General features: G+C 68.5%; 24 protein-coding genes. 12 read left to right on the top strand and 12 right to left on the bottom strand.

The window, feature by feature from the left end; genetic code table 11:
- Positions 1-15: 15 nt before the first annotated feature.
- The 5 genes from nadC to rhmD all read right to left on the bottom strand — a co-directional run bounded on the left by nadC (position 16) and on the right by rhmD (position 4662).
- Positions 16-861 (bottom strand): carboxylating nicotinate-nucleotide diphosphorylase, encoded by an 846-nt coding sequence (nadC, locus tag NPJ82_RS07985; protein WP_342658930.1) that lies wholly within the window; start codon positions 859-861, stop codon positions 16-18.
- A gap of 69 nt (positions 862-930) precedes the next feature.
- Entirely contained in the window at positions 931-1836 is a 906-nt protein-coding gene (locus tag NPJ82_RS07980; RefSeq protein WP_342658929.1) for an amidohydrolase family protein, read from the bottom strand.
- An 11-nt stretch (positions 1837-1847) separates the two neighbouring features.
- Positions 1848-2597, bottom strand: a complete 750-nt coding sequence (locus NPJ82_RS07975; protein ID WP_342658928.1) for an SDR family NAD(P)-dependent oxidoreductase — start codon at positions 2595-2597, stop codon at positions 1848-1850.
- Positions 2594-3451 (bottom strand): fumarylacetoacetate hydrolase family protein, encoded by an 858-nt coding sequence (locus NPJ82_RS07970; RefSeq protein ID WP_342658927.1) that lies wholly within the window; start codon positions 3449-3451, stop codon positions 2594-2596. The genes NPJ82_RS07975 and NPJ82_RS07970 overlap by 4 nt, the downstream gene beginning before the upstream one ends.
- 17 nt (positions 3452-3468) lie before the next feature.
- Positions 3469-4662, bottom strand: coding sequence for an L-rhamnonate dehydratase (gene rhmD / locus NPJ82_RS07965; RefSeq protein WP_342658926.1), 1194 nt, complete (start codon positions 4660-4662; stop codon positions 3469-3471).
- 93 nt (positions 4663-4755) lie between these two features.
- On the opposite strand from rhmD, the gene NPJ82_RS07960 reads away from it, so the two are divergent.
- Genes NPJ82_RS07960 through NPJ82_RS07930 form a run of 7 tightly spaced genes read left to right on the top strand, consistent with a single transcriptional unit; the run spans position 4756 to position 12777 of the window.
- On the top strand, positions 4756-5553 hold the full coding sequence (locus NPJ82_RS07960; protein ID WP_342658925.1) for a (Fe-S)-binding protein: 798 nt from the start codon (positions 4756-4758) through the stop codon (positions 5551-5553).
- Positions 5550-6944, top strand: a complete 1395-nt coding sequence (locus tag NPJ82_RS07955) for a lactate utilization protein B (protein ID WP_342658924.1) — start codon at positions 5550-5552, stop codon at positions 6942-6944. Before NPJ82_RS07960 ends, NPJ82_RS07955 begins: the two co-directional genes overlap by 4 nt.
- Positions 6944-7561 (top strand): LUD domain-containing protein, encoded by a 618-nt coding sequence (locus NPJ82_RS07950; protein ID WP_342658923.1) that lies wholly within the window; start codon positions 6944-6946, stop codon positions 7559-7561. The genes NPJ82_RS07955 and NPJ82_RS07950 overlap by 1 nt, the downstream gene beginning before the upstream one ends.
- A 39-nt stretch (positions 7562-7600) precedes the next feature.
- The gene (locus tag NPJ82_RS07945) at positions 7601-9217 is read left to right on the top strand and encodes an NAD(P)/FAD-dependent oxidoreductase (protein ID WP_342658922.1); all 1617 of its coding nucleotides are present in this window, start codon (positions 7601-7603) and stop codon (positions 9215-9217) included.
- Positions 9214-9756 (top strand): pseudouridine synthase, encoded by a 543-nt coding sequence (locus NPJ82_RS07940; protein WP_342658921.1) that lies wholly within the window; start codon positions 9214-9216, stop codon positions 9754-9756. The genes NPJ82_RS07945 and NPJ82_RS07940 overlap by 4 nt, the downstream gene beginning before the upstream one ends.
- Positions 9753-10115 (top strand): reverse transcriptase-like protein, encoded by a 363-nt coding sequence (locus tag NPJ82_RS07935; protein WP_342658920.1) that lies wholly within the window; start codon positions 9753-9755, stop codon positions 10113-10115. The genes NPJ82_RS07940 and NPJ82_RS07935 overlap by 4 nt, the downstream gene beginning before the upstream one ends.
- Before the next feature lie 37 nt (positions 10116-10152).
- A complete protein-coding gene (locus NPJ82_RS07930) occupies positions 10153-12777 on the top strand; it encodes a M1 family aminopeptidase (protein ID WP_342658919.1) in 2625 nt (874 codons plus the stop codon).
- Positions 12778-12795: 18 nt separating this feature from the next.
- Here NPJ82_RS07930 and NPJ82_RS07925 read toward each other — a convergent pair whose 3' ends face one another.
- The gene (locus tag NPJ82_RS07925) at positions 12796-13266 is read right to left on the bottom strand and encodes an Lrp/AsnC family transcriptional regulator (RefSeq protein WP_162527073.1); all 471 of its coding nucleotides are present in this window, start codon (positions 13264-13266) and stop codon (positions 12796-12798) included.
- 94 nt (positions 13267-13360) lie between these two features.
- Between NPJ82_RS07925 and phhA the strand changes: the two genes are divergently transcribed.
- On the top strand, positions 13361-14218 hold the full coding sequence (gene phhA / locus NPJ82_RS07920; protein ID WP_149681535.1) for a phenylalanine 4-monooxygenase: 858 nt from the start codon (positions 13361-13363) through the stop codon (positions 14216-14218).
- Between the two features lie 259 nt (positions 14219-14477).
- Here the strand turns inward: phhA and NPJ82_RS07915 are convergent, their stop codons facing one another.
- The 3 genes from NPJ82_RS07915 to NPJ82_RS07905 all read right to left on the bottom strand — a co-directional run bounded on the left by NPJ82_RS07915 (position 14478) and on the right by NPJ82_RS07905 (position 17286).
- Positions 14478-15173, bottom strand: a complete 696-nt coding sequence (locus tag NPJ82_RS07915) for a carbonic anhydrase (RefSeq protein WP_112382329.1) — start codon at positions 15171-15173, stop codon at positions 14478-14480.
- 68 nt (positions 15174-15241) lie between these two features.
- Positions 15242-16579: an ATP-binding protein gene (locus tag NPJ82_RS07910; protein WP_112382330.1), complete on the bottom strand. Its 1338-nt coding sequence runs from the start codon at positions 16577-16579 to the stop codon at positions 15242-15244.
- Entirely contained in the window at positions 16576-17286 is a 711-nt protein-coding gene (locus NPJ82_RS07905; RefSeq protein WP_112382331.1) for a response regulator transcription factor, read from the bottom strand. The genes NPJ82_RS07910 and NPJ82_RS07905 overlap by 4 nt, the downstream gene beginning before the upstream one ends.
- 215 nt (positions 17287-17501) lie before the next feature.
- Between NPJ82_RS07905 and NPJ82_RS07900 the strand changes: the two genes are divergently transcribed.
- Positions 17502-18269, top strand: coding sequence for a class I SAM-dependent methyltransferase (locus tag NPJ82_RS07900; RefSeq protein ID WP_342658918.1), 768 nt, complete (start codon positions 17502-17504; stop codon positions 18267-18269).
- 9 nt (positions 18270-18278) lie between these two features.
- On the opposite strand, the gene NPJ82_RS07895 is transcribed toward NPJ82_RS07900, so the two are convergent.
- Positions 18279-18806 carry a gamma carbonic anhydrase family protein gene (locus NPJ82_RS07895; RefSeq protein ID WP_342658985.1) on the bottom strand — a complete coding sequence of 176 codons (528 nt, stop codon included), beginning with the start codon at positions 18804-18806 and terminating at the stop codon, positions 18279-18281.
- A 149-nt stretch (positions 18807-18955) separates the two neighbouring features.
- On the opposite strand from NPJ82_RS07895, the gene NPJ82_RS07890 reads away from it, so the two are divergent.
- Positions 18956-19885: a DUF808 domain-containing protein gene (locus NPJ82_RS07890; RefSeq protein ID WP_342658917.1), complete on the top strand. Its 930-nt coding sequence runs from the start codon at positions 18956-18958 to the stop codon at positions 19883-19885.
- A 269-nt stretch (positions 19886-20154) separates the two neighbouring features.
- Positions 20155-22626: an EAL domain-containing protein gene (locus NPJ82_RS07885; protein WP_342658916.1), complete on the top strand. Its 2472-nt coding sequence runs from the start codon at positions 20155-20157 to the stop codon at positions 22624-22626.
- Positions 22627-22630: 4 nt separating this feature from the next.
- On the opposite strand, the gene NPJ82_RS07880 is transcribed toward NPJ82_RS07885, so the two are convergent.
- Together NPJ82_RS07880 and NPJ82_RS07875 are read right to left on the bottom strand one after the other, a co-directional pair.
- Positions 22631-23560, bottom strand: a complete 930-nt coding sequence (locus tag NPJ82_RS07880; RefSeq protein WP_342658915.1) for an AEC family transporter — start codon at positions 23558-23560, stop codon at positions 22631-22633.
- A gap of 570 nt (positions 23561-24130) precedes the next feature.
- Positions 24131-25048 (bottom strand): FAD/NAD(P)-binding protein, encoded by a 918-nt coding sequence (locus NPJ82_RS07875; RefSeq protein ID WP_342658914.1) that lies wholly within the window; start codon positions 25046-25048, stop codon positions 24131-24133.
- A gap of 160 nt (positions 25049-25208) precedes the next feature.
- On the opposite strand from NPJ82_RS07875, the gene NPJ82_RS07870 reads away from it, so the two are divergent.
- Complete coding sequence (locus tag NPJ82_RS07870; RefSeq protein ID WP_342658913.1) at positions 25209-25670, top strand: MarR family transcriptional regulator; 462 nt, start codon at positions 25209-25211, stop codon at positions 25668-25670.
- The last annotated feature ends 2 nt before the right edge of the window (positions 25671-25672 follow it).

Below are 25672 nucleotides of genomic sequence, written 5' to 3'. Positions count from 1 at the left end.
CGGAGCACGCAATCGTCAGAGCGCGGCGAAATCCAGTCCGATGTCGGAGGCCGGCGCGGACTGGGTCAGGCGACCGACGCTGACATAGGTGACACCCGCCGCCCCGATCGCGCCGATCGTCTCCAGCCGGACACCGCCCGAGGCCTCGGTCGGCACGCGGCCATCCACCACTGCCACCGCCTCGCGCAGCGTCGCGGGGTCCATATTGTCGAGCAGCAGGTGGGTGGCACCGGCGGCGATCGCCGGCTCGATCTGGTCGATCCGGTCGACCTCCACGATGATGCGGGCGATGCCCGCGGCGCGCGCCCGCTCCACCGCCGGTGCGACGCCGCCTGCGACCGCGACATGGTTGTCCTTGATCATCGCCGCATCCCACAGTCCCATGCGGTGGTTCTGCGCGCCGCCGGTCCGGGTGGCGTATTTTTCCAGCAGGCGCAGGCCGGGGATCGTCTTGCGGGTGTCGAGCAGGATCGCACCTGTGCCAACCAGCGCATCCACATAGGTCGCGGTCATGGTGGCGATGCCCGAGAGATGCTGCACCGTGTTGAGCGCGGAGCGCTCCGCGGTCAGCATCGCGCGCGCGCGCCCCTTCAGCCGGAGCAGCGGCGTGCCGGGTTCGACGCGGGCACCGTCCTCCGCCAGCCGCGTGATGGCGACCTCCGGATCGAGATGGCGAAAGAACGCCTCGGCCAGCCAGAGCCCGGCAACGACAATCGCATCGCGGCTCGCCATCGTGCCGACGAACCGCGCATCGGCTGGGATGACCGCGGTGGAGGTGATATCCCCCGCCGGCCCCATATCCTCGGCCAGCGTGGCGGCGACGAATGCGTCCCGGTCGAATCCGGGCAGGTCGGGGGTCATGGCAGCGGGCACCTATTGCAACTCTCGGGCCGTGCCGATGCCACGCGCGGACGGCCTGCGCCAGTCAGATCATAGCGCCAGCCCGGCCCGGTAGATGCGATTGGCATTGCGACCGAACAGGTCGCGCCGTTCGTCGTCGCCGAAATCCGACAGGATGGCGTGAAGCGTGTCCATGTAGCGATCGATGGGCGCGAACAGCATGTCGGTGGGCGCGTCGCTGGCGACCATGCAACGCTGTGTCCCGAACAGGTCGATGGCCTGGCAGACGAACGGGCGGACCTGTTCCTGCGTCCAGTCGCGCGCGATGAAGCCGAGGCCCGACAGCTTGATCGACACCTGCGGCAAGGTCGCAAGGGCGGCGAGGCCGGCGCGCCATGTCGCGATACCGTCCGGATCGGACAGCACCGGCATGCCCAGATGATTGACGATGACGGGCACCCGGGGGTTGTCGGCGAACAGGGGCACCAGCCCCGCCATCTGCCCGGGATAGCATTGCAGGTCGAACGACAGGCCATGATCCGCCAGCTTCCCGAAGCCCGCGCGCCAGCCATCGTCCCGCGTCAGGTCGCGGGGCGTGTAGCTGCGCCCGGCATCGGGGTGCCAGTTGACGATGTGCCGGATGCCGCGCACGCGAGGGTGCCGAGCCTGTGCGGCCAAATGCCCGTCGATCGCGGGATCATCCAGCGCGGCAAAGGCGACGATCGCGTCGGGCAGGCCCGACGCCCCGGCCATCTCCTCCAGCCATGCCGTCTCCGCCAGCGCGTCGCCGGGGTCGGCCCCCGCATCGACATGCACCGCACCGACGACCTGCCACCGCGCCAGCGCCGCGCGGTAGTCGGCGGCGCCGAAATCCTGCGCGATCGCGGCCACGCTGCCGTTCGGCCCGTCCTCGGCAAAGGGCGGGGTCAGCCATGGATAGCGCAGGCGTGACAGATCCCACAGATGGATATGCGCATCGAGAAAGGGAACCGTCATGCCCCGCGCCCTCAGAAGGTGGTTCGCCCGCCCGACGTGTCAAAGGTCGACGCCGTGGTGAAGCTGCATTCCTCCGACGCCATGAAACACACCATCGCGGCGGACTCATGCACTTCGCCCAACCGGCCCATCGGGATCTTGCCGCGCATGTAATCGACCTGGCTTTGCGGCAGTTGCGCCAGGATCGGGCTTTCGAAGGTGGCCGGGGTCAGCGCATTGGCGATCACCCCCTTGCCCGCCAGTTCCTTGCCCAGCGACTTGGTCAGGCCGATCACCGCGGCCTTGCTGGCGGAATAGGCGGACGCGTTCGGGTTGCCCTCCTTGCCGGCCACCGAGGCGACGTTGACGATCCGGCCATAGCCATGGTCCAGCATCAGCGGCACCACCGCGCGACAGCAATAGAACAGGCCGTTGACGTTGATGTCGATCACCCGCCGCCAGCTGTCCAGCGGATATTCGTGGACCGGTCCGGTCGCCCCGGTGATCGCCGCCGAGCAGACCAGGATGTCGACCCGGCCCAGCGCCTCCGCGCTCGCCGCCGCCGCCGCAGCCACCGCATCCGCGTCGGTCACGTCGAGGGCCACGACATGGGTGGCGCCCGTCTCGGCCTGCGCCTCGGCCAGCCTGTCGGTATCGACATCCCACAAGGCGGCCGTTCCACCCTCTGCGATGATGCGGCGGGCGACTTCCTTGCCCAGCCCCGACGCACCGCCGGTGACGATCGCGGCGCGCCCCGTGAAGCGCCCGGGAAACAGGCTCATGCCGGCACCCCCTCGCCCAGGTCGCGCCAGGCGATCACGTCCTGCCGCTGCGTGCCGAGGCCCGCTATCCCCAGTTCCATGACGTCGCCCGCCTTCAGATACACGGCCTGCGGCTTCTTGCCCTCGCCGACGCCGGGCGGGGTGCCGGTGATCAGCAGGTCGCCGGGATACAGCGTGATGTAGCGGCTGACATAGGCGATCAGCTGGCGGATGGTGAAGATCATCGTCCGGGTGTTGCCGGTCTGCATCCGCTGGCCGTTCACGTCCAGGTGCATGTCCAGGTCCTGCGGATTGCCCACCTCGTCGGGCGTCACCAGCCATGGACCGACGGGGCAGAAGGTGTCATGGCCCTTGCCCTTCGACCACTGCGTGCCCCGCTGCTTCTGGTTGAAGCGTTCGGACACGTCGTTGGCGAGGACATAGCCGGCAACGCGGTCCAGCGCCTCGGCCTCGGAGACATAGCGGCAGGTGCGCCCGATGATGACGCCCAGTTCCACCTCCCAGTCGCCATGGGAGGCGTCCTGCGGCAGCATCACGGGATCGTTGGGCCCGTTCAGGCTCGACACCGCCTTCATGAACATCATCGGCTCGGTCGGGATCGGCAGATTGGATTCGATCGCGTGATCCTCGTAGTTCAGCCCGATCGCGACGATCTTGCCGATGCCGTTCACCGGCACGCCGTAGCGCGGGGTGCCCTCCACCACCGGCAGCGTCGCCGGATCGGCGACGCGCGTGCGTGCCAGCGTTTCCACGGTGATGTCGTCGACCACGCCGGACAGGTCGCGGATCGTGCCGTCCTCGCTGACGAGGCCGGGCTTTTCCTGGCCGGGCTGGCCAAAGCGGCAAAGCTTCATGGCAATGTCTTTCGCAATCAGTGGGTGTAGGGGCGATGCATGGCGATGTCGCGGTTCAGCTCGACGCCGAAGCCGGGCGCATCCAGTGCGGAGGCGCGCAGGCGCCCGTTCTCCGGCACCGGCTCGCCCAGCAGTTGCGGCGCGAACATCGGCACCACCTCGGTCGGGCCCGGATGCATCATCAGGAACTCGGCAAAGGGCGAGTTGTGGCGCGTCACCACGAAATGATAGCTGTAGACCGACGATCCGTGCGGCACGACCATCTTGCCATGCGCATCGGCCAGCGCGCTGATCTTCAGCAGCTCGGTGACGCCGCCGCACCAGCCGACATCGGGCTGGATGATGTCGCAGGCGTCCATCTCCAGCAGCATGCGAAAGCCCCAGCGCGTCGCCTCATGCTCGCCGGTGGTGACCAGCATGCCCTTGGGCACGTTGCGCTTGAGCTGTTGATAGCCCCAATAGTCGTCGGGGCTGATCGCCTCCTCGATCCATTTCAGGCCATGTTCGTGCGCGGCGATGGCGAGACGGGTGGCATAGTCCACGTCCAGCGCCATCCAGCAGTCCCACATCAGCCAGAAGTCCGGGCCGACCCGCGCGCGCATCTCGGCCAGCTCGGCGATGTTCTTCTTCAACCCCTCGATCCCCTCGGCGGGGCCGTGATGGAGCGGCATCTTGCCGCCGATGAAGCCCAGGTCCCTGGCGATGTCCGGCCGCGCGCCGGTGGCGTAGAATTGCAGCTCGTCGCGCACCGCACCGCCCAGCAGATGATAGACCGGCTCCTGCCGGAGCTTGCCGAGCAGGTCCCAAAGTGCCAGATCGACGCCGGAAATGGCGTTCACCACCAACCCCTTGCGACCATAATATTGGGTCGAGAAATACATCTGGTCCCAGATCTTCTCGTAATCGGTGGGCGCCCGCCCCTCCAGGAACCGCGCAAGATGCTTCTCGACGATATAGGCCGCCGGCTCGCCCCCCGTCGTCACCGCAAAGCCGATCGTGCCGTCCTCCGCCTCGATCTCCACCACCAGCGTGCCCAGCACGTTGATGCCGAAGCTTTGCCGGGACTGGCGGTATTCCGGATAGCGGCTCATGGGGGTGGCGATATGGTCGTCGATCCAGTGTCCGGCGCCCTGGTCATGGTAATCCGCGCCGCCACCGCGCACGGTGAACGCACGAACATGCTTGATCTTGGGCAATTGCGCGATCGGCACGCTATGAACCTCCCCGTTTACGGATCGGGCCGCGAATGCGACCCTGACCTTGGAACTGGCTATTTCTCATTTTGTGGAATAGAGATTTAATTGATGGAAACTGCCACGTCAAACCCCGACATGGGCTCGCGCGTCGAAAAACCGACGGTGGCGCTGTTCGTTACCTGCCTGGTCGATGCGATGCGCCCGCAGATCGGCTTTGCCGCGCTGCGTACGCTGGCGGCGGCGGGCTGCGAGGTGGTGGTGCCGCGCGCGCAGACCTGTTGCGGGCAGCCGGCGCTCAATTCCGGCGACCGCGCCACCGCGATCGACCTGGCGCGGCGGACGATCGCCGCGCTGGAGGGCTATGACCATGTCGTCATCCCGTCGGGCTCCTGCGCCGCGACGATCCGGGTGCATTACCCCGAAATCCTGCACGACGATCCCTTATGGTCGCCGCGCGCCGAAGCACTGGCCGCGCGAACCTGGGAAATTCTCGCCTATCTGGACGAGGTGCGCGGCTGGCGGCCCGACGCGGTATCCCTGCCCGCCACCGCTACCTATCACGACAGCTGCTCGGGGCTTCGCGAGCTGGGCGTCAAGCGCCAGCCGCGCCGCCTGCTCGGCGCGGTCGCCGGGCTCTCGCTCAAGCCGCTCACCGGCGAGGAAAGCTGCTGCGGCTTCGGCGGCACCTTCTGCGTCAAATATCCCGCCATCTCGAACGCGATCGTCGGCGAGAAGGCGGCGGCAATCGATGCCACCGGCGCGGACCTGCTGCTGGCGGGCGACCTTGGCTGCCTGATGAACATGGCCGGCAAGCTCCACCGCGAGGGCTCGGCCGTGCGCGCCTTCCACACCGTCGAGATACTGGCGGGCATGGGCGGCGGCCCGGCCATCGGGGAAGAGGCATGACCGGCTTCAAGACGCGCACCGCCGCCGCGCTGGCCGACCCGCTGCTGAAGGTCGCGGTGGAGCGCACCGCCGGCACCGCCGAGGCCAAGCGCGCGCTGGCCGTCGATGCCTTTGCCGGGTTCGAGGATGCCCGTACCCGCGCCGCGGCGATCAAGGATCATGTGATCGCCAATCTCGACACCTATCTGGAACGGTTCGAGGCGAACGCGACCGCCGCCGGCGCCACCGTCCACTGGGCGCGCACCGCGGACGAGGCCTGCGCGATCGTGGTCGACCTGTGCCGCCGCGCCGGGGCAAGGACCGTCGCCCGCTCCAAATCGATGCTGGGCGAGGAGATCGGCCTGCCCCATGCACTGGCCGAGGCGGGCATCCACCGGATCGAGACCGACCTGGCCGAACACATCATCCAGCTGGCCGACGAGCGTCCCTCGCACATCATCTGGCCGGCGATGCACAAGACGCGCGAGCAGGTCTCCGCCCTGTTCACGCAGCACCACCGCGCCCCCCATATCGAGGAAACCGTGGCCGCGATGGCGGAAAGCGCCCGGCGCGAACTGCGCAGCGGCATGCTGGGCGCCGATGTCGGCATATCGGGCGCCAACTTCCTTGTCGCCGATACCGGCGCGATCTGCACCGTCACCAACGAGGGCAATGCCGAACTGTCGCTGGTGCCCCCGCGCATGCATATCGTGACGGCGGGGATCGAGAAGATCGTCCCCTCCATGGCGCATGCCACCCATATGCTGCGCCTGTTGTCGCGCTCTGCCACCGGTGCGGCGATGAGCCAATATACCACCTTCTATGCCGGGCCGCGGCGCGCAGGGGATCGCGACGGGCCGGAGGAAATGCACATCGTGCTGGTCGATAACGGCCGCAGCCGGATGCGGGACGAAGGGCTGGCGGAGATGCTGCGTTGCATCCGCTGCGGCGCGTGCATGAACCACTGCGTGGTCTTTCGCCAGATCGGCGGCCATGCCTATGGCAGCACCTATCCCGGCCCGATGGGCGCGGTCCTGACCCCGGCGCTGGACGGGCTGAAGGGCAATCAGGACCTCGCCAGCGCCTGCACGCTCAACGGCAAGTGCCAGGAGGTCTGCCCGGTCAAGATCCCGCTACCGACGCTGCTGCGCGGCTGGCGCGAGCGAAGCTGGCGCGAGGGGCTGGAGCCGATGAGCGTGCGGCGGGGCATCGCCGCCTGGGCCTGGGTCGCGCGGCGCCCCGCCTTGTACCGGCTGGCGGTGGGCAGCGCGCTGCGGGCGATGCGGCTGACGGCGGGCGCAGGCGGCTGGGCGAGGCGCCTGCCGCTTGCCGGCGGCTGGACCGACCACCGCGACTTCCCCAAGCCGGCGGCAAAAAGCTTCATGGATCGCTACGGTGCGGGAGAACGCTGATGACCGCACGTGAGGCCATTCTCGGCGCCCTGCGCGGCGCGCCCGTCGATCCCGCACGGCTGGATGCGGAGGCTGCGGCGCTCGTCGCCCGGGTCGAGCGGCCCGCGGTCGATCCGGGCGCGCTGTTGCCCGCCTTTCTCGATCGGCTGGCGCAGCCGGGCCTCGGCGCGACGGTGGCGCCGATCACCGGTTTCGACGCGCTCCCCGCTGCGGTTGCCGCCTATATGGCCGAACATGGCCTGCCGCGTGCGCTCTACCTGCCGCCCGATCCGCGGCTGACGGCCGTGGACTGGCGCGACTTCGACCTGCGCCCGTCCTCCGCGCCCGACGAGGCGGTGGTGGTCGCCGTCGCGCGCTGCGGCGTGGCCGAAACCGGCTCGCTGGTCATGGAAACCGCGCCCGCCGCGCCGATGCTGCCCAACTTCCTCGGCCTGCATCATCTGGTCGTCGTGCCACGCATCGTCGCCCATCTGGAGGATGCGTTACGCTCCGTTCCAACACCGCGCGCGCATTACTGGATCACCGGCGTATCCGGCACGACCGATATCGAGGGCAGCTATGTCCGCGGCGCGCATGGCCCGCGCTTCCTTCACGTCCTGCCACTGGATGGTGCCTGACCGATGGAAAGCCGCTCCGTCACGCGGTAAGGCGCGGCGATGATCCGCGTCACCGAACTGAAACTGCCGCTCCACCACCCCGACGAGGCGCTGGCCGCCGCGATCCGCCAGCGGCTGCGCATCACGCCGCGCGACATGATCCGCTTTGCGGTCGCGCGCCGCGCCCATGACGCGCGGGACAAGACCAACATCCTGCTCGTCTACTCGGTCGACGTCACGCTGAAGAACGAGGCGGCGGTGCTGGCCCGCTTCCGCAAGGACCGCAACGTGCAGGTGACTCCGGACACGCGCTACCGCCCGGTCGGCACCGCCGCACCCGACGCACAGCGCCCGGTGGTGATCGGCGCCGGCCCCTGCGGCCTCTTCGCCGGGCTGATCCTGGCACAGATGGGATACCGCCCGATCATCCTCGATCGCGGCAAGGTGGTGCGCGAACGCACGCAGGACACCTGGGGCCTGTGGCGGCGCAGCAAGCTGAACCCGGAATCGAACGTGCAGTTCGGCGAGGGCGGCGCCGGCACCTTTTCCGACGGCAAGCTCTACAGCCGGATCAAGGACAACCGCCATCTCGACCGCAAGGTGCTGACCGAGTTCGTGAAGGCCGGCGCACCGCCTGAGATTTTGACGGAGGCGCATCCGCATATCGGCACCTTCCGCCTGGTGAAGATGGTCGAGAATCTGCGGCAGACGATCGAGGATCTGGGCGGCGAATATCGCTTCTCGACGCGCGTCGACGGGCTGGACGTGGAAACCGACGGCACGGGCCAGCGCCATGTCCGCGGGCTGCACCTGCATGACGGCGGCTATCTGGCGGCATCCCGGGTCGTTCTCGCCATCGGCCACAGTGCGCGCGACACCTTCGCCATGCTCCACGAAGCGGGCGTCTTCGTCGAGCCCAAGCCCTTCTCGATCGGCGTGCGGATCGAACATCCGCAAAGCTGGATCGACCGCTCGCGCTTCGGCGCCGATGCGGGCCACCCCATACTCGGGGCGGCGGAATATCACATCTCGCATCACTGCTCGAACGGGCGCACCGTCTACAGCTTCTGCATGTGCCCGGGCGGCACCGTGGTCGCCGCCACCTCCGAAGAGGGCCGCGTCGCCACCAACGGGATGAGCCAATATTCGCGCAACGAGCGCAACGCCAATTCCGGTTTCGTCGTCGCGATCGACCCGGCGCGCGACTATCCCGGCGATCCGCTCGCCGGCATCGCGCTGCAACGCGACCTGGAACAGCGCGCCTTCGTCGCCGGCGGGTCGAACTACAAGGCGCCGGCGCAGCGTCTCGGCGACTTTCTCGCCGGGCGTCCCTCGATCACGCTCGGCTCGGTCGTGCCCTCCTACCGGCCCGGCGTGACGCCGACCGACCTCGCCGAATGCCTGCCCGACTTTGCGGTGGCGGCGATGCGCGAGGCACTGCCCGTGTTCGGTCGCCAGATCGAGGGGTATGACCATCCCGACGTGGTGATGACGGGCGTGGAGACGCGCACCTCCTCCCCCGTCCGCTTCACCCGCAACGAAGGCTTGCAGAGCCTCAACACCGCCGGCCTGTTCCCCGCCGGCGAGGGCGCGGGCTATGCCGGCGGCATCCTGTCCGCCGCGGTGGACGGCATCAAGGTCGCCGAGGCGGTCGCGCGCAGCATGGCGGCGGCATGAGCCGGGTCATCCTGTTCAACAAGCCCTATGACGTACTGAGCCAGTTCACCGACCGGAGCAGCCCCAGCCCGCGCGCCACGCTGTCGGACTATGTGCAGGTGCCGCACGTCTACCCCGCTGGCCGGCTGGACCGTGACAGCGAGGGGCTGTTGCTGCTCACCGACGACGGCCGCCTTCAGGCCCGCATCGCCGACCCGAAGTTCAAGGCGCCCAAGACCTATCTCGTCCAGGTGGAGGGTATCCCGGATGACAATGCGTTGGCGGCTCTTCGCGGCGGCGTGTCGCTGAAGGACGGCCCGACCCGCCCCGCCGAGGTCGAGCGCATCGACGACCCCGCGCTGTGGCCGCGCGATCCGCCGATCCGCGTCCGCCTCAGCATCCCCGACAGCTGGCTGCGCCTGACGATCCGCGAGGGCCGCAACCGGCAGGTCCGCCGGATGACCGCCGCGCTCGGCCACCCGACGCTGCGCCTGATCCGCTGGCGCATCGCCGACTGGACGCTGGCCGACATCGCGCCGGGCAGCTGGCGCGACGCATGAAGCTGTTCTTCGACGGTGGCCTGCGCCCGCATGGCATGGAGCTGGCCGTGGTCGTCGGCGGGCACAGCATCGTCCAGCAGGGTCTCGGCCCCGGCACCAGCATGGACGCCGAATGGCTGGCCCTGATCCATGCGGTGCGCACCGCCCATCGGATGAAGCTGGCCGGCGCCGTCCTGCTCGGCGACGCCGCCGCCGTGATCGCGCAGGCGAACGGGACGCAGCGTATTCCCGCATCCTGCGTCGCCCACCACCATCTGTTCCAGACGATGGAAAAGCCCGGCGGCCGCCTGCGCATCCGCTACATCAAGCGTACGCAGAACCTCGCCGGCATCGCGCTTGCCCGGTTGCACGAACGCTGAATTTGCCGATTGCCGCATCTGCCGCCATGAAGCGGCCATGCATCTCGTCACCGACCGCCGCCGCCTGATCACTACCGGGCTCCTGCTGTCCTCCTCCGGCTGGGCCGGCGCGGCGTCGGCGCCGTCGCTCGCCGGCCCCGGCATCGCGCTGGCCCTCGCCCGCGCCCGCGCCGCGGCAATCTCGGACATCCGCTACGACCTCGCGCTCGACGTCACCGCCGCCGACCGCGCGACGGGCACCGTCACCACCAGTTTCCAGCGCCACGCGAACAGCGGCGACCTGGTGCTCGATTTCCGCGGCCCCCTGCTCGGCGACGTCATGGTCAACGGCCGTCCCCTTGCTGCCGACACCCGCCGCGACGGTCATCTGGTCCTGCCGCAGCGCCTGTTGCGCACCGGCCGCAACACGCTGTCCGCCCGGTTCGAGACGCCGATCGCCGCCGCGGGTGCGGCCATCATCCGCTTCCACGACGATACCGACGACCGGACCTATCTCTACACGCTGCTCGTGCCGTCCGACGCCAACCTGCTCTTTCCCTGTTTCGACCAGCCGGACCTGAAGGCCCGTTTCCGCTGGCACCTGACCACCCCCGCCGACTGGACCGGGATCGCCAACGGCGCGCTGGAGACGAAGACCACCACCGGCTCCGTAACCCGCTGGCAGTTCGCGGAAACCCAGCCCATCTCCACCTATCTCGCCGCCTTCTCCGCCGGCCCCTGGACGCACTGGACCTCCGCCCCCCCGAACGAACAGCCGATCACCCTCTACGCCCGCGCCTCCCGCCGTGCCGAGGTCGATGCCGAGGCCCAGATCGCCACCAACCGCGCCGCCGTAGACTGGCTCGCCGCCTGGTTCGCCGTACCCTTCCCCTTCGCCAAGCTCGACCTCCTGCTCGCTCCCGCCTTCCCCTTCGGCGGCATGGAACATGTCGGCGCCGTCTTCTACAACGAGGACCGCTTCGTCTTTCGCGAGCCGCCGACGCTGCCCCAGCGCCTCGGCCGCGACCAGACCATCTATCACGAGATCTGCCACCAATGGTTCGGCGATCTCGTCACCATGCGCTGGTTCGACGATCTGTGGCTGAAGGAGGGCTTCTCCACCTTCATGGCCGCACGTCTTCAGGCCGAGTTGCAGCCGGACAGCGACGCCTGGACCACCTTTTTCCTGTCGGTAAAGACGCAGGCCTATCGCGCGGACCAGACCAGCGGCACCTCTCCCCTGTGGCAATCGCTGGACAATCTCGACGCTGCCAAGAGCAATTACGGCCCGATCGTCTATTTCAAGGCGCCCGGCATCATCAAGCAACTGGCGTTCCTCGTCGGTGAGGACGGCTTTCGCCGCGGCCTCCACCTTTTTCTCCAGCGTCACGCCTATGCCAATGCGACGTGGCAGGATCTGCTCGGCGCGGTGGGCGAGGCATCGGGCATGTCGCTGGAGGCGTTCGGCCGCCAATATGTGCTGCGCGCCGGCATGCCGCGCATCGACACGCGCCTTGCGCTCGACGGCGCACGCATCGCCTCGCTGCGGCTGGTCCAGCGCCCGGTCAGGGCATTGCCGGGCGATCCCGGCGGGACATGGCCGATGAAGGTTCGCGTGCGCCTCGGCTATCATGACCGCGACGACGTGATCCTCGATGTGCAGTTCAGCGGCACCACCGCCGATGTCGCGGCCGCCGCCGGCCTGCCTGCCCCCGATTATGTCTGGGCCAATGACGGCGACCATGGCTACGGCCTGTTCCTGCCCGATGCGCGCACCACCGAATGGATTGCGGCGCATGTCGGCACCGTCACCGACACCCTGCTGCGCGCGATGCTGTGGGCCGCGCTCTGGGACGTGGTGCGCGAGGCGGCGCTGCCCCCGGCCCGCTACCTGACGATCCTGCTCGATGCGCTGCCGGCCGAGCATGACGAGCAATTGTCGCGCACCATCCTGCTGCGCGGGGCCGCCGCGCTCGACATCTACCTGCCCGAGGCAAAGGCCGCGCCGCTCCACCCCCGGTGGGAGGCGGCGCTGATCGCGCGCATGGACGATCCCGCGCTCGGCTATGGACTGCGCAAGGATGCGATGGACCGGCTGATCGCCACCGCCCGCACGCCGCTCGCCATGGACCGCCTGCGTGCGCTGCTCGCCGGCCGTGCCACCCTGATGGACAAGCCGGTCCGCCAGCCGACCCGCTGGGCGATCGTCCGCCGCCTGATCGCGATCGGCGCGACAGGTGCCGATGCGCTGTTCGCCGAGGAGCAGCGCCACGATCAGTCGTCGGAGGCGATGAAGGACGCCTTTGTCACCCGCGCCGCCACGCCGGCCCCGGCAGTGAAGGCCGAGTATTTCCGCCGCTACTTCGACGATCCCGCCCTCAACGAAGCCTGGGTCAGCGAAAGCCTGGGCGCGTTCAACACGGTCGAACAGGCGGCATCGACGCTGCCCTTCCTCCGCCCGGCGCTGGAGCGGCTGGAATGGATACGCCGGAACCGCCGCATCTTCTTCCTGCCCGGCTGGATCGACGCGTTCATCGGCGGACAGGTCAGCCGCGAGGCGCTGGCTACGGTCGACGCCTTCCTGTCCGCGCAAAGGGCGCTGCCCATCGATGTCCGCCGCAAGATCCTGCTCGCCCGCGACGAGCTGGACCGGACGGTGCGGATCCGGGAGGCGGCGCAATAAGTCGGCGCGCCGCCACCCCTACAGGGGCAGGGCCGTCGTATATTTCGTCATCGACAGCGCAAAGTGCGACGACGCGCCTGCGACCGACGGGTGCCCCAGCAAGGTCTGCATCAGAAAGCCGTTATAATCCGCCACATCGGCCACGACGATGCGGAGCAGATAATCCCATTCGCCCGACATCGAGAAGCATTCCACCACCTCCGGCCGTGCATCGACGAAGCGTTCGAACTCCTGCCGCGCGTCCATCGAATGGCTGCGGATGCGGACGTTGCACAGCACGTTGACGCCGCGCCCCACCGCCGCCGGATCGACCAGCCGCACCGTCGCACCCAGCAGCCCGCTCGTCTCCAGCGCCCGCACCCGTCGCCAGCACGAGGCCGCGGAGGCACCGACCCGCTCCGCCAGATCGGCATTGGTCAGCGTCGCATCCGCCTGCAACAGCGCCACGATGCGCCGGTCGATCGCATCCAGCGTGCGAGCCTCGTTCACGAACGGCACCCCATCCGAAATATCCTCTCACGAAACCGGCTTAAACTTGCCAGAATGATAGGCATTCATCGCGGATTTCTGCAACGATCCCGTCATGGCCGACGCAGAACTCATCCGCCCGGAGGGCACCGCCGCCGACTGGACCATCCCGCAAGGCTGGGACCGGTACACGCCCGAGGAACATGCCACCTGGGACACGCTGTTCGAGCGACAGGCCAGGATGCTGCCCGGCCGCGTCACGCCTGAATTCATCGCCGGCCTCGACGTGCTGCGCCTGTCCCGCCCCGGCATTCCCGATTTCGAGGAACTGTCCGAACGGCTGACCAGGGCGACCGGGTGGAGCGTCGTCGCCGTGCCCGGTCTGGTCCCCGACGACGTGTTCTTCGACCATCTCGCCAATCGCCGCTTCGTCGCGGGCAACTTCATCCGCCGCCCGGACCAGCTCGATTATCTTCAGGAACCGGACGTCTTTCATGACGTGTTCGGCCATGTGCCCCTGCTCGCCAATCCGGTCTTTGCCGATTACATGCAGGCTTATGGCCAGGGTGGGCAGCGCGCGGGTGCGATGGGCGCGATCCAGCGCTTGTCGCGGCTCTACTGGTACACGGTCGAGTTCGGGCTGGTCCGCTCCGGCGGCGACCTGAAGCTGTACGGGGCCGGAATCGTCTCGTCCTTCACCGAATCGGTCTTCGCACTGGAAGACCCTTCGCCCAACCGGCTGGGCTTCGATCTGAAGCGGGTGATGCGCACCAAGTACCGGATCGACGATTTCCAGCAGAATTATTTCGTGATCGACAGCTTCGAGGATCTGCTCGACCAGACGCTGAATACCGACTTCGCCCCACTTTACGCGGAGATGGCGAACGAACCGGATATCGAGATCGAGACGATCCTGCCGGAGGACACCGTCATCACCCGCGGCACGCAGGCCTATGCGCGGGGGCAAGGATAAGGCGTGGCCCTCTCCCTGTCGGGGAGAGGGCCACGCCCAAAAAAAAAAGGGCCGCCTCGCGGCGGCCCCAATAGGCGGGGGCTGTTATTCGGGCCGGTACGGGGAGGAATCCGCCCGGCCTCCTCTCCTATCTGGCTTTCCACCCTTCCAGTGCGGCAAACGCGATGATCACGGCCAGCACCAGCAGGGCACCTTGCAATTCAAGCGATGTCAAATCGAACTCCATCGATCGCATAAGTGTCTCCTGATCGTTCGAGGGTTATTCCGCGGCGTCCTGATACAGGAAGTCCGCCGCGAGACGGGGGGTAGCGGCAAGCGCGACGGGCAGCGGGCGATCCTCCCGCAGCGTCACGAAGCGACCGGTTTCGCCGTCCAGGCCCAGCACGCTGCCGGCATGGATGTCGATGAACCAGCCGTGGAGCGCGATGTCGCCGCGTGCGATCCCGGCCGCCACCGACGGATGGGTGCGCAGATGCTGCAACTGCAACGCCACATTTTCCAGGCTGGCCGCGCGGACCGCATCCCCTTCCGACATTTCCGGATAGGATGCGTGCACCACGCTGTGCGCCGCATGGCTGTGACGCAGCCACGAGGCGACGTTGGGCACGCCGGCCAGCGTTTCGGGCTTCATCAGCGCCTTCATCGCGCCGCAGTCCGAATGGCCACACACGATGATGTCGCGCACGCCCAGCACCGCCACGGCATATTCGACGGTCGCCGTCACGCCGCCATTGGCCTGTGCGAAAGGGGGCACGATGTTGCCCGCGTTGCGGCAGACGAACAGGTCGCCCGGATCCGCCTGCATCACATGCTCGGGCACCACGCGGCTGTCCGCGCAGGAGATCATCAGCGCTTTGGGGCTCTGCCCCTGGGTCGTCAGCTTGTTGTACAGTGCGCTCTGGTTAGGAAACACCTGCTTTTCAAAGCTGAAAACCCGACCGATCACCTCGTTCATACCATACGCTCCTGTGCTCGTCGCATCAGGATATACGCACCGGACTTTGCTGCCGTGCAGCGGCTGCGTTACAAATTGTTGCTGCGCTGCGCCCTGGCGACGGGCAGGCAGATTTCGGCGCACAGCCCCCCTTCCGGCCGGTTCGCCAGGGTCAGCCGCCCTCCTTCGGCCTGCACCGTGCGCGTCACGATCGACAGGCCGAGGCCGAAGCCCACCGTGTCCCGCCGCCGTGCCGTGTCCAGCCGCACGAACGGCTCCAGCACCAGCGCCAGCGATTCCTCGGGAATGCCGGGGCCGTCGTCCTCCACCCGGATAAAGGTCGCCTTGGCCGTCGGCTCCAGCGTGATCGTCACCCGTTCGCCGTAATGCAGCGCATTCTCGACCAAGTTGGTTAGCGCGCGCTTCATGCCAAACCGGCGCAGCCGCATGTCGAAATGATCCGGCCCCGCATAGGATACGTCGCGCCCGCGATCGGCGGCATCGTCGGCCAGGTTGGCGCACAGGATCGCCAGATCGGCCAGCACCGGCTCCTCGGCCTCTTCCTCGCCGCCCAGGAACGCCAGCATCGACCCGACCATCGCCTCCATCTCGACGATGTCGTCGCGGATCGCGTCGCGCACCTCGGGCTCGGCCACCCCGTCCGCGCGCAGCCGCAGCCGGGCGAGCGGCGTGCGCAGATCGTGGCCGACCGCGGCCAGCGAGCGGGTGCGCTCGTCCATCAGCCGGGTGATGCGCGCCTGCATCCGGTTGAACGCTGCGGTCACCCGCCGCACCTCGCCCGGGCCGCGTTCGGGCACCGGTTGCGGCGCGCCCGGCCCGATCTCGTCGGCGGCGCGCGCCAGCAGGCGCAGGGGTTGCAGGATGCGCCCGATCAGCGCGCCGCTGACCAGCATCAGCGCGATCGCCGGCACCAGCGCCAGCAGCACGCGGCCCAGTGCCAGGTCCCAGGTCTGGAGCGGCTCGCGCATTCGGAACAGCAGACGGGTGTCGTCATCCAGCCGCAGGTCGCCCCCGATCATCGACCGCCGGCCGAGCGACCCCAGCCGCAGGTGCAGGTCGGTCGCCGCCAGGGTCGGCTCCCATTCGACGATCTGCTCGCGCATGCCGTCCAGCTCGGGCGAGATCGGCGCGCGCTCAGGGATCTCGACCGACCAGCGCACCGTATAGCGATCGGTCGTCAGCTCGTCCGCCACCTCGTCCCGCTCGGCCGCCGGCCGCTCGTTCAGCACGCGCCTCGCCACCACCAGATGCTCCGCCAGCCGCCGCGCCTCGTCATCGCGCACCGACACCTGGCTCGCCTGCTCGTACAGAAAGGTGGACACCGCAAACTCGATCGTCACCGCCAGCAGCAGGATCGCCACGATCCGGCCCAGCACCCCCACCGACGGGCGCAGGAAGCGTGTCACTGCCGCTCGACCGGCACGTTCAGCATGTAGCCGACGCCGCGCACCGTCACGATCGGCGCCGCGCCGCCCGCACCGGACAGCTTGCGCCGCAAACGGCTGACCAGCACGTCGATGCTGCGGTCCGAACTGTCGCCGATCCGCGCCCGCGACAGCTCGATCAGCCGCTCGCGCGCGACGATGCGCTGCGCATTGTCGAGGAACGCGATCAGCAGGTCGAACTCGGCACCGGTCAGTTCGACCAGCGCGCCGGTGGGCGAGATCAACTCGCGCCGCGCGATATTGGCGGTCCACCCGTCGAAGCGCAGGATACCCGCCTCGCGCGCCGTCGCCTCCTGATCCAGCGTACCCCGGCGCAGCACCGCGCGGATACGCGCGACCAGCTCGCGCGTGCCGAAAGGCTTGGGCAGATAATCGTCCGCGCCCAGCTCCAGCCCGACCACCCGGTCCATCTCGCTGCCCTTGGCGCTGATGAAGATGATCGGCACGTGATTGCGCTGGCGTATCTGGCGGCACAGGTCGATGCCGCTGGTGCCCGGCAGCATGATGTCGAGCAGGACCAGGTCGACCGTGCCGGTATCCAGTGCCTGCCACATTTCGGGCGCGGCATTGGCCAGGCGGACGGCAAAGCCGTTCTCCTGCAGGGCGCGCGCGGTCAGGGTCCGGAGGGCGGGGTCGTCCTCGACGATCAGGATGGTGGGTGCGGTCACGCATCCACCGCTATTCACGCGGTTAACACAGGTCAACGGGCGGCGCGGCGGGATCGCCCATCCGGCCGATCGACGGCATCCTTTCGCGTCGATGGCGAGGAGGGCGGGGTACTCCATCTGCCGATCTCGTCCCCCGGCATGCGACGGGCGATAACCGGTGCCGGGCCGACGGGGGTGGGCCGCGACCGGATGCGATCCGGTGAAAAGGTGCAGGGATGATGCAGACGATCGGCACGGGCACGGGGTCGCTCCGGACCTTCGGCGACTGGGCGTTGCGACAGATGGGGATCAGGGATTCGGTCGGTGCGGCGCATGTGGCGCTGCGTCGCTGGGGGCTGGCACCCTGGCGTCCGCTGGTGCCTGAGGAGAGCTTCGCCACCTGCATCGATGCCGCGCTCGACCGGCTCGTCGCGGCCGATCGGGATCATCAATTCGGCGATTACCTCGAATTCGGGGTCAGCCGGGGTACGTCGATGGCGGCCGTGTTCCACGTCCTGCGTCGCCGCGGCATCGACCAGAACCGCCTGATCGGCTTCGACTCCTTTGCCGGCATGCCGACGGGGTCGGAGGAGGAAGGCTGGGACGCCGGTGCCTTTGCCTCGCCGCTGCGCCTCACCCGCCGCCACCTGCGCGCCAAGGGGGTCGACCTGTCCGCGATCACGCTGGTCAAGGGCTGGTATTCGGACACCCTGACCGCCGCCACCCGCGCGAACCTGACCATGTCGAAGGCGTCGCTGATAATGGTCGATTGCGACACCTATTCGGCCTCTGCCCTGGCGCTCCGCTTTGCCGCGCCGCTTATCCGCGACCGTGCGGTGGTCGTGCTGGACGATTGGGGCTGGCGCGCCGCCGATGGCCAGCCGGGCCAGCGCGAGGCGTTTGTCGAGTTCCTGACCGACAACCCTACCCTGCGCGCCGCCCCCCTGCCCGCCTATTTCGAACATGCGCGCGTCTTTCTGGTCGAGCGGTACGAGCCGCACTGACGCAGCCGGTTAGCGCGTCACCTCTTCCAGTTCGGCGGCATAATGCGCGCCTCGCGCCGCATAATGCTCCGCCGACAGCCGCAGGCGGGCGATCGCGCCATCGTCCAGCGTGCGGACCGCGCGGGCCGGGCTGCCGACGATCAGGCTGCCGGCGGCAAACGCCTTGCCCTCCGTCACCAGCGCGCCTGCCCCGATCAGGCAGTTCGCGCCGATCACCGCGCCGTTCAGCACCGTTGCCCCCATGCCCACCAGCACGCCGTCGCCGATCGTGCAGCCATGCAGGATGGCATGATGCCCGACCGTGCAGCCCGCCCCGATCGTCAGCGGACTGCCCGGATCGGAATGCAGCATCGCGCCTTCCTGGATATTGGTATTCGCGCCGATCCGGATCGGCGTGTTGTCGGCGCGGATCACCGCGCGGAACCACACGCTGGCCCCCTCCGCCAGATGCGCGTCGCCGATGATGTCGGCGCCGGGCGCGATCCACACGCTCGGGTGCAGCGTCGGGCGGCGTCCGGCAATGGCGTAAAGCGGCATATCGCGGCGATCCTCGTCCCTGGCCCCGGCCCCTTGGCCGGTACGCCGGTATAGCCCCTTGCGCACCCCGCGCCACCGTTCCCGCATTTCGCGTGCAAGCCGCGTGGTTTGGCGATAGCGCAGCGGCTCCAACTATCAGGGGATGTTGAATGGCAGGGGGTCTGGTCGCGCTGCTCGACGATGTGGCGATGATTGCAAAGCTGGCAGCGGCATCGCTGGACGATGTCGCGGGTGCCGCCGGCCGCGCGGGGGCCAAGGCGGCGGGCGTGGTGATCGACGATACCGCTGTCACGCCCACCTATGTCGTCGGCCTGTCGCCCGAACGCGAATTGCCGATCATCCGCAAGATCGCGATCGGATCGCTGCGCAACAAGCTGATCTTCCTGCTGCCCGGCGCCCTGCTGCTCAGCGCGTTCGCACCCTGGGCGATCACGCCGCTCCTGATGCTGGGCGGCGCCTATCTGTGTTTCGAGGCGGCCGAGAAGATCTACGAGGCGCTGTCCGGCCATGGCCATGCCGAGGAAGTCAGCGAGATCACCGATCCCAAGGAGCTGGAGGACCGGCAGGTTTCCGGTGCGATCCGCACCGACCTGATCCTGTCCGCCGAAATCATGGCGATCGCGCTGGGCGAACTGCCCGACCTGTCGATCCCGCTACAGGCGATCGCGCTGGCACTGGTCGGCATCGCGATCACGGTGGGCGTGTACGGCGCGGTCGCGATCATCGTGAAGATGGACGATATCGGCCTCCATCTGGTCAAGACCGGCGGCAGCGCCGCGCAGGGCATCGGGCGCGGCCTGGTGAAGGCCATGCCCGTGCTGTTGCGCGCACTGTCGGTAATCGGCACCGCCGCGATGGTGTGGGTCGGCGGCGGCATCATCGTTCACGGTCTGGAGACGTTCGGGCTCGGCGCGATCGCCCACACGCTGCACGACGCGGCGGAGGCGGCGGGCCATGCCCTGCCCTTCGTCCATGGCATCGTCGCCTGGGTGGTCAACGCGCTCGGCTCGGCGGTGGTCGGCCTCGTCGTCGGCGGCATCATCGTGTTCGGCCTGCACCTGATCCCGCGCAAGCATTGAGGGGTGGGATGGCGCCGGTCGGTGCCATCCTCGTAAAAGATTGCCGGAAATGGCCGCCGTCCGGATCGTCCATCCGCCGGCGGCCCTGTGCTTGTGCGCCGTCCGCCTGCGGTTCGATATCTTTCCCGGCCGCGCAGGCTGCACCGCCGCACGATCGATGGTGCACCGCAACCGGGCACCATTCATTTGTTAGGGGTTTCCGGTTAAAGATCGAACCGGAACGGGTAGACGGATATCCGCAAAGGTAAAGCGTGCGACTGGCGATCTTGATGTTGATGGTTCTGCTCCTCGCATTGGGGGCGACACCGGTCGCCGCCCGTGCGCCGGTGGTGGACCTGCATCGCGGCCTGTGCACCGCGACCCTGCCCGATGGCGCGTCGAACGCGGCGGTGGTGGCCGCGCCTTATGCCTGCGGGGCCGACGCGCCGCAGGACAGTCCGGAATGGCTATGGCTGCGGCTGGACGCCTCGCGCCTGCACGACCTGCCCCCCGGCTGGCACCTGCTGGTCGATCAGACCCGCTTCGACCGTATCGCCGTGGTTGCAGGCGGCCCGAAGGGCATGGGCCGCATCGAGCTTTCGGCCCGTCAGCTGGCCGGCCACGGCGCCCCCGGCGGCGTGCTGCGCTTCACCATCCCCCCGGCCGGGCGCGACATCGACCGCCTGTATCTCGGCTATCGCCGCATCGATCACCTGTCGCTGATGCGCAAGCTTAAGGGGATCCCGGCGGAGGAACAGCCGCGCGAGGATGCCCCGTGGCTGGCGCTGATGGGCCTGTTCGCCGGCGCACTGTTGTCCGCCCTTGCCTATAATTCGGTCATCAACGCCGGACAGCGTCAGAGCTTCCAGCGCTGGTACGTGCTGTGGGTCGCCAGTGCCTTCGCCTATGGCATGGTCTGGACGAACATGGCGGGCTATGTCTTTCCCGGTCTGGTCGGGCCGATCGCGGTGCGCATCGATTACGCGCTGGTCGGCTTCATGATCGGCGCGGGCAACATGTTCTTCTTCACCGTGGTGGAGGATGGCTGCATCCCCCGCCGGTTCATCAGGGCCGGTCGCGCGCTGGCCGTGGCCGGTGCCCTGTCCGGCTGCATCGCCGCGGCCGATACGATATTTCCCGTCATGCCCACCGACCGGGCGCTGAACTATGTCATCGCCGCCACCGCGGTCCTTCTGGCCATATCCTGTGGCATCGCGATCCGGCGCGGCAGCCGCGTCGTCTGGTTCTATCTGGTCGGGTGGGGGCCGGTGATCGGCATGTTCCTGGCCCGGCTGGCGCGCAATCTCGGCATGGTGCCGCAAAACGATCTGGTCGACTTCTCCTCCTTCGGCGCGCTCGCCTTCGAGGCGCTGGTGCTGTCGCTCGCCATCGCCGATCGCTTCCGCCATCTGCGCCAGGCCCTGGCGATGGAAACGCAGCAGCGCGAGATCCAGCTCGTCGAGACCAAGGCGCTGCGCCAGGCCGCGCAGACCGACTTCCTGACCGGCCTCGGCAACCGCGCCGCCTTCCAGGACGCCACCCGCGCGCTGATCCACGAGGGCGCGCCCTTCGCGCTGTACCTGATCGACGTCGATTATCTGAAGGACGCCAACGACCGGCTGGGCCATGCCGGTGGCGATGCCATGCTGCAACGCATCGCCACCGCGCTGGTCGAGATCGCCGCCACCGTGCCCGGTGCGCATGTGTCGCGCATCGGCGGCGACGAGTTCGCGCTGCTCTTTCCCGGCTCGGCGGAGGTGGACGCAGCGATGGCGGAACGCTTGACCGATCTTCAGGGTCGGCCATGGACCTATCTCGGCCAGACCCGCCCCATCTCGCTTAGCATCGGCTCGGCCCGCGCGCCCGATGACGCCACCGCCCCCGACCTGCTCTACCAGAATTCCGATCTGGCGCTCTACCATGCCAAGCGGCGCGGGCGCGGGCATCAATATCGCTACGATCCGCTGCTCCGCATCCTGCGCGACCTGCAGGTCGAGTTCACCCGCGATGCCGAGGCGGCGCTCACCCGCGGCGAGTTCCGCCTCGACCTGCAGCCGATCGTCCTGCTCCCCTCGGGTGCATGCTGCGGTTACGAGGCGCTGCTCCGCTGGAACCACCCCGATCACGGACTGATGCTGCCCGATCGCTTCGCCGACGTGCTGGTCGCCGAGAAGATCGGCGCGCGCATCCAGGATCATGTGCTGGACCTCGCCATGGGCTGGCTGCGCGACCGGCCGGACGAGATCCGCATGCTCAGCGTCAACTTCACCTCTGCCCAACTCGCCGGCCCCCGCGCCGCGCGGCAGGTGCTCGACCGGCTGGCGGCGTACGGCGTGCCCCCGTCGTCCCTGTGCATCGAGGTGACCGAGCGGGTGATGCTCGACCGCGCCGCCGACACGATCCTGGAAACGCTGCGCACGCTGCACCGCGCCGGCATCCAGATCGCGCTCGACGATTTCGGCACCGGTTTTGCCAGCCTCGTCCATCTGCGCGACATGCCGGTCGACCGGATCAAGATCGACCGCTCCTTTGTCGCCGGGCTGGACGAGGTCGGCGGCGGCACGCTGGCGATCGTTCGCGCGATCATCGGGCTCGGCCGGGGCCTCGGCAAGATCGTGGTGGCCGAGGGGATCGAGACCCCGGCCCAGGCCGAGCGGCTCGTCGCACTCGGCTGCCATCTGGGTCAGGGCTTCCTCTACGGTCGTGCCGAGCCGCACCCGCTGCCCGCAAACGCGCCGACGTACCGGACGGTGCAGGCGTAGCGGCTCACCCGGTCAGCATCCCGCCCGCGACCCCCACCACCGCCGCGACCAGGATCAGCGACACCGCGCTCGACGCCCCGATCAGGATCGCCGCCTCGCGCTTGTTCTTATCGATCAGCGTGGCGAAAACGGTGATGTTCGCCGCGATCGGGAACAGCGCGACCAGACCGACGATGATCCGGTCCTGCCGGTCCAGCGTGCCCACCGCCAGCGCCTCGATGCCGAGCGCCAGCGCCAGCAGCACCGCCGCGCTCACCTGTCGCAGCGCCAGGATCTTGGCCAGCAATCGGGGCTCGGTCCGGCCTTCGCCCGCCTGCCCCAGTCCCAGCCCGACGACGCCCATGCCCAGCACCGACACCGCCAGCGACACGCCCGGCTGCACCGTGTCCATCACGGCGGGCAAGGGCACCTCCCATACCCGCAGCACGATGGCCGCGACCATTGCATAGACGAGCGGCACGCGCAGCGCCTGCGTCGCGGCACGCTTGCCGCCCACCTTGCTGCGCGCGATCAGATAATAGCCGATCGTGTCGCCATAAAGCGCGCTGCCCATATAGGCGCACACCACCGTCGATATCTCCGCCTCGCCGAACAGCGCCTTGACCACCGGGATGCCGAAAAACGCGACGTTGAAGAAGGAAAAGGACGCCGACAGCAGCCGGGGATCGAAATCCTCGCCGATCCGCTTCGACAGCCACCATGCCGGCAGGCTCATCGCGGCGGCGACCGCGAACATCAGCGGCGTGATGATCGCGATCTGCGCCACCTCCGCCTGTTGCACATTGCCCAGCACCAACACCGGGATCAGCGCATAGACGAGCAGCCCGGATATCCAGCGCGCCAGACCGCCGGTATGCTTGCCGATCGCCCATCCGAACAGCAACACACCGTATAGCGGCAGCACATGGCTCGCGATCGCGCCCAGGGGGTTCATCGATCGGCCCTCATCAGCGCAGGTGCAGGATGTCGTCCACCGCCCGTGCGGCGGTCTCGACGTTGAACCACACCGAATTGGTGTCGCGCAGTTCGCCGTTCAGCAACTGCCCGACGCCGTAGAGCCGGGGTGATGCCGGATCGCGCGTCATGATACGCCCCGATCCCCGATGCGCGCGCGCCCCGCCGACCGGATGCGGCATCAGCCATTCGCGGCGCAGCAGGTCCGCGATCAGCGGCTCGCGCATTTCCTCCAGCGCCATCGCGGTGCCCGTCGCGTTCACCACCACCGGCGCGTCATGATCCCCGCCATTTTCGAAGGTGGTGCGAAACCCGCCCCCGTCGCACGCGCTGGTATCCACCACGCCGCCGCGCACCTGCAACTGCCCGCGGTCGAACGCCGCGCGGATACGCTCGGCATTCACCATCGGCATCACGAAGCGCATCGTCGCGAAATGCGGCCCCACCCATTTGCCGAACCGCTTGCGATCCAGCGGCCGCAACAGGTTCCAGATCGCGGTGGCGTCGTGCCGGGCGGCGGTCAGGATGCGCTGGAACGGCTCGTCCCCGCTCAGCGCCGCGTTGATATCCTCTCGCAGCCCCGCCGCCGCATCGCCGCCGCGCCGATCCACCGCACGCCAGTCGACCGCATGGCCGACCAGATCCTCCACCTCGCGCCGGAACAGCCGCACCAGATCGACCACCGAGAAGCAGCGCCCCGCGTCCGCAACCGCCGGTGGATCGCCTCCAGCGTCAGGTGGCGACGCTCATACCCGTTTTCCGGCGACGGTATCTCCACGCGCGGCAACATGCCGTCGCGCGACGCCATCAGGACGGGGCCCTCATGCCCCTCGTCCAGCAGCGTCATCAGCGTGTCGATCGCGCTCAGCGAACTGCCCAGGATCGTCACCGACGCATCCCGCGCTATGCCCTTGGCCAGCCGCTCGGACGGCCAGGGAAAGTCGAAATAGCCGGGCTTGCCGTCCAGGTCGCCGAAGCGTTCCGCCTGCGGCGTGCCGATCGCCAGCAGCACGACGTTGGTCGCCACCTGCCCACCGCCCGCCAGCGCGACAGTCGCCCGCGCCGGATTGCCGTCGATCCGCACCGCCTCGTCCCGGTGCTGCGTCACCGCGATCCCGGCGTCCTGCGCATCGGCCAGCGCACGGTCCAGCACATGGTTCAGATACCGGCGGTACTCGCTGCGCCGCGCGTAGACGACGCTGTCGGGCTCCAGTGCCTCGCGCGCCTCCAGCCAGCGGCGATAATCCCCGGCTTCATGGTCATATAATCCCATCAGCCGGGATTCGGTGTTCAACCGGTGCCCCGGCTGGTCGGTGCCGAACGCCAGCCCGCGCGCCGGATCGTCCCGCTCAATCAGCTGGAACGACACCCGCGTGTCCCGCTCATAGCGCAGCCGGGCCACCGCCTCGGCGAATGCCGCCACGCCGCACGCGCCCATGCCGACGATCGTCACGTCCAGGGTCCGCAAATCCGCCACTCCTTCGCCGATCGCCCGAACACGAACATGGCCACGTCCGGTGATCGAGGGCGAAGGGGTTCCGCCCACCTCGGCCCTAACTCACATTAGCGGCCAAACGATCCGGCCCTGTCGAAATGGCCGACTTGAAGCGACTGCCAAGAATAGATAGATGGCTATCTATATGGTTTCCTCCGCCTTCATGGAGCGCCAGTTCACGGCGCTGCTCATGCCGCTCGCGCGCACCTATCGCCGCCACGTCGATCGCGGACTGGCGGCGATGTCGCTGTCCCACTCCACCGCGCTTGCGGTGATGCTGCTCGGCCGGCTCGGCGACGGGGTGCGTCAGGGGACACTCGCCGAGGAACTGGGCGTGGAGGCGCCTTCGGTGGTGCCTATGCTCGATGCGATGCAGCGCGACGGCCTGGTCGAGCGGCGTGTCGATCCGCAGGACAAGCGCGCCCGCACGCTGCACCTTTCCCCCGCCGGCAAGGCGCTGGCCGCCAAGGCGGAGGTGGAATCCGCCGCGATCCGGGCGCGTCTGTTCGCCGGTATCGCGGCGGAGGATGTCACGACGGCCGTGTGTGTGCTGGAACGGCTCTCGCGTGCCATCGCGGCGACGGACCAGGGCTGATC

It is taken from the genome of Sphingomonas sp. NY01 (assembly GCF_038809135.1).
Taxonomy (GTDB): domain Bacteria; phylum Pseudomonadota; class Alphaproteobacteria; order Sphingomonadales; family Sphingomonadaceae; genus Sphingomonas; species Sphingomonas carotinifaciens.
The sequence above is the reverse complement of the archived record's forward strand: the minus strand, read 5'-3'. Positions and strand labels throughout refer to the sequence as shown.

Coding starts and splice junctions, on each gene's coding strand:
- NPJ82_RS07900 (WP_342658918.1), top strand. CDS start 17,502: ATGATGCAGACGATCGGCACGGGCACGGGGTCGCTCCGGACCTTCGGC.
- NPJ82_RS07940 (WP_342658921.1), top strand. CDS start 9,214: ATGAGCCGGGTCATCCTGTTCAACAAGCCCTATGACGTACTGAGCCAG.
- NPJ82_RS07930 (WP_342658919.1), top strand. CDS start 10,153: ATGCATCTCGTCACCGACCGCCGCCGCCTGATCACTACCGGGCTCCTG.
- NPJ82_RS07980 (WP_342658929.1), bottom strand. CDS start 1,836: ATGACGGTTCCCTTTCTCGATGCGCATATCCATCTGTGGGATCTGTCA.
- phhA (WP_149681535.1), top strand. CDS start 13,361: ATGGCCGACGCAGAACTCATCCGCCCGGAGGGCACCGCCGCCGACTGG.
- NPJ82_RS07975 (WP_342658928.1), bottom strand. CDS start 2,597: ATGAGCCTGTTTCCCGGGCGCTTCACGGGGCGCGCCGCGATCGTCACC.
- NPJ82_RS07895 (WP_342658985.1), bottom strand. CDS start 18,806: ATGCCGCTTTACGCCATTGCCGGACGCCGCCCGACGCTGCACCCGAGC.
- NPJ82_RS07945 (WP_342658922.1), top strand. CDS start 7,601: ATGATCCGCGTCACCGAACTGAAACTGCCGCTCCACCACCCCGACGAG.
- NPJ82_RS07870 (WP_342658913.1), top strand. CDS start 25,209: ATGGCTATCTATATGGTTTCCTCCGCCTTCATGGAGCGCCAGTTCACG.
- NPJ82_RS07950 (WP_342658923.1), top strand. CDS start 6,944: ATGACCGCACGTGAGGCCATTCTCGGCGCCCTGCGCGGCGCGCCCGTC.
- NPJ82_RS07880 (WP_342658915.1), bottom strand. CDS start 23,560: ATGAACCCCCTGGGCGCGATCGCGAGCCATGTGCTGCCGCTATACGGT.
- NPJ82_RS07955 (WP_342658924.1), top strand. CDS start 5,550: ATGACCGGCTTCAAGACGCGCACCGCCGCCGCGCTGGCCGACCCGCTG.
- NPJ82_RS07960 (WP_342658925.1), top strand. CDS start 4,756: ATGGAAACTGCCACGTCAAACCCCGACATGGGCTCGCGCGTCGAAAAA.
- NPJ82_RS07885 (WP_342658916.1), top strand. CDS start 20,155: ATGTTGATGGTTCTGCTCCTCGCATTGGGGGCGACACCGGTCGCCGCC.
- NPJ82_RS07890 (WP_342658917.1), top strand. CDS start 18,956: ATGGCAGGGGGTCTGGTCGCGCTGCTCGACGATGTGGCGATGATTGCA.
- NPJ82_RS07915 (WP_112382329.1), bottom strand. CDS start 15,173: ATGAACGAGGTGATCGGTCGGGTTTTCAGCTTTGAAAAGCAGGTGTTT.
- NPJ82_RS07970 (WP_342658927.1), bottom strand. CDS start 3,451: ATGAAGCTTTGCCGCTTTGGCCAGCCCGGCCAGGAAAAGCCCGGCCTC.
- NPJ82_RS07935 (WP_342658920.1), top strand. CDS start 9,753: ATGAAGCTGTTCTTCGACGGTGGCCTGCGCCCGCATGGCATGGAGCTG.
- nadC (WP_342658930.1), bottom strand. CDS start 861: ATGACCCCCGACCTGCCCGGATTCGACCGGGACGCATTCGTCGCCGCC.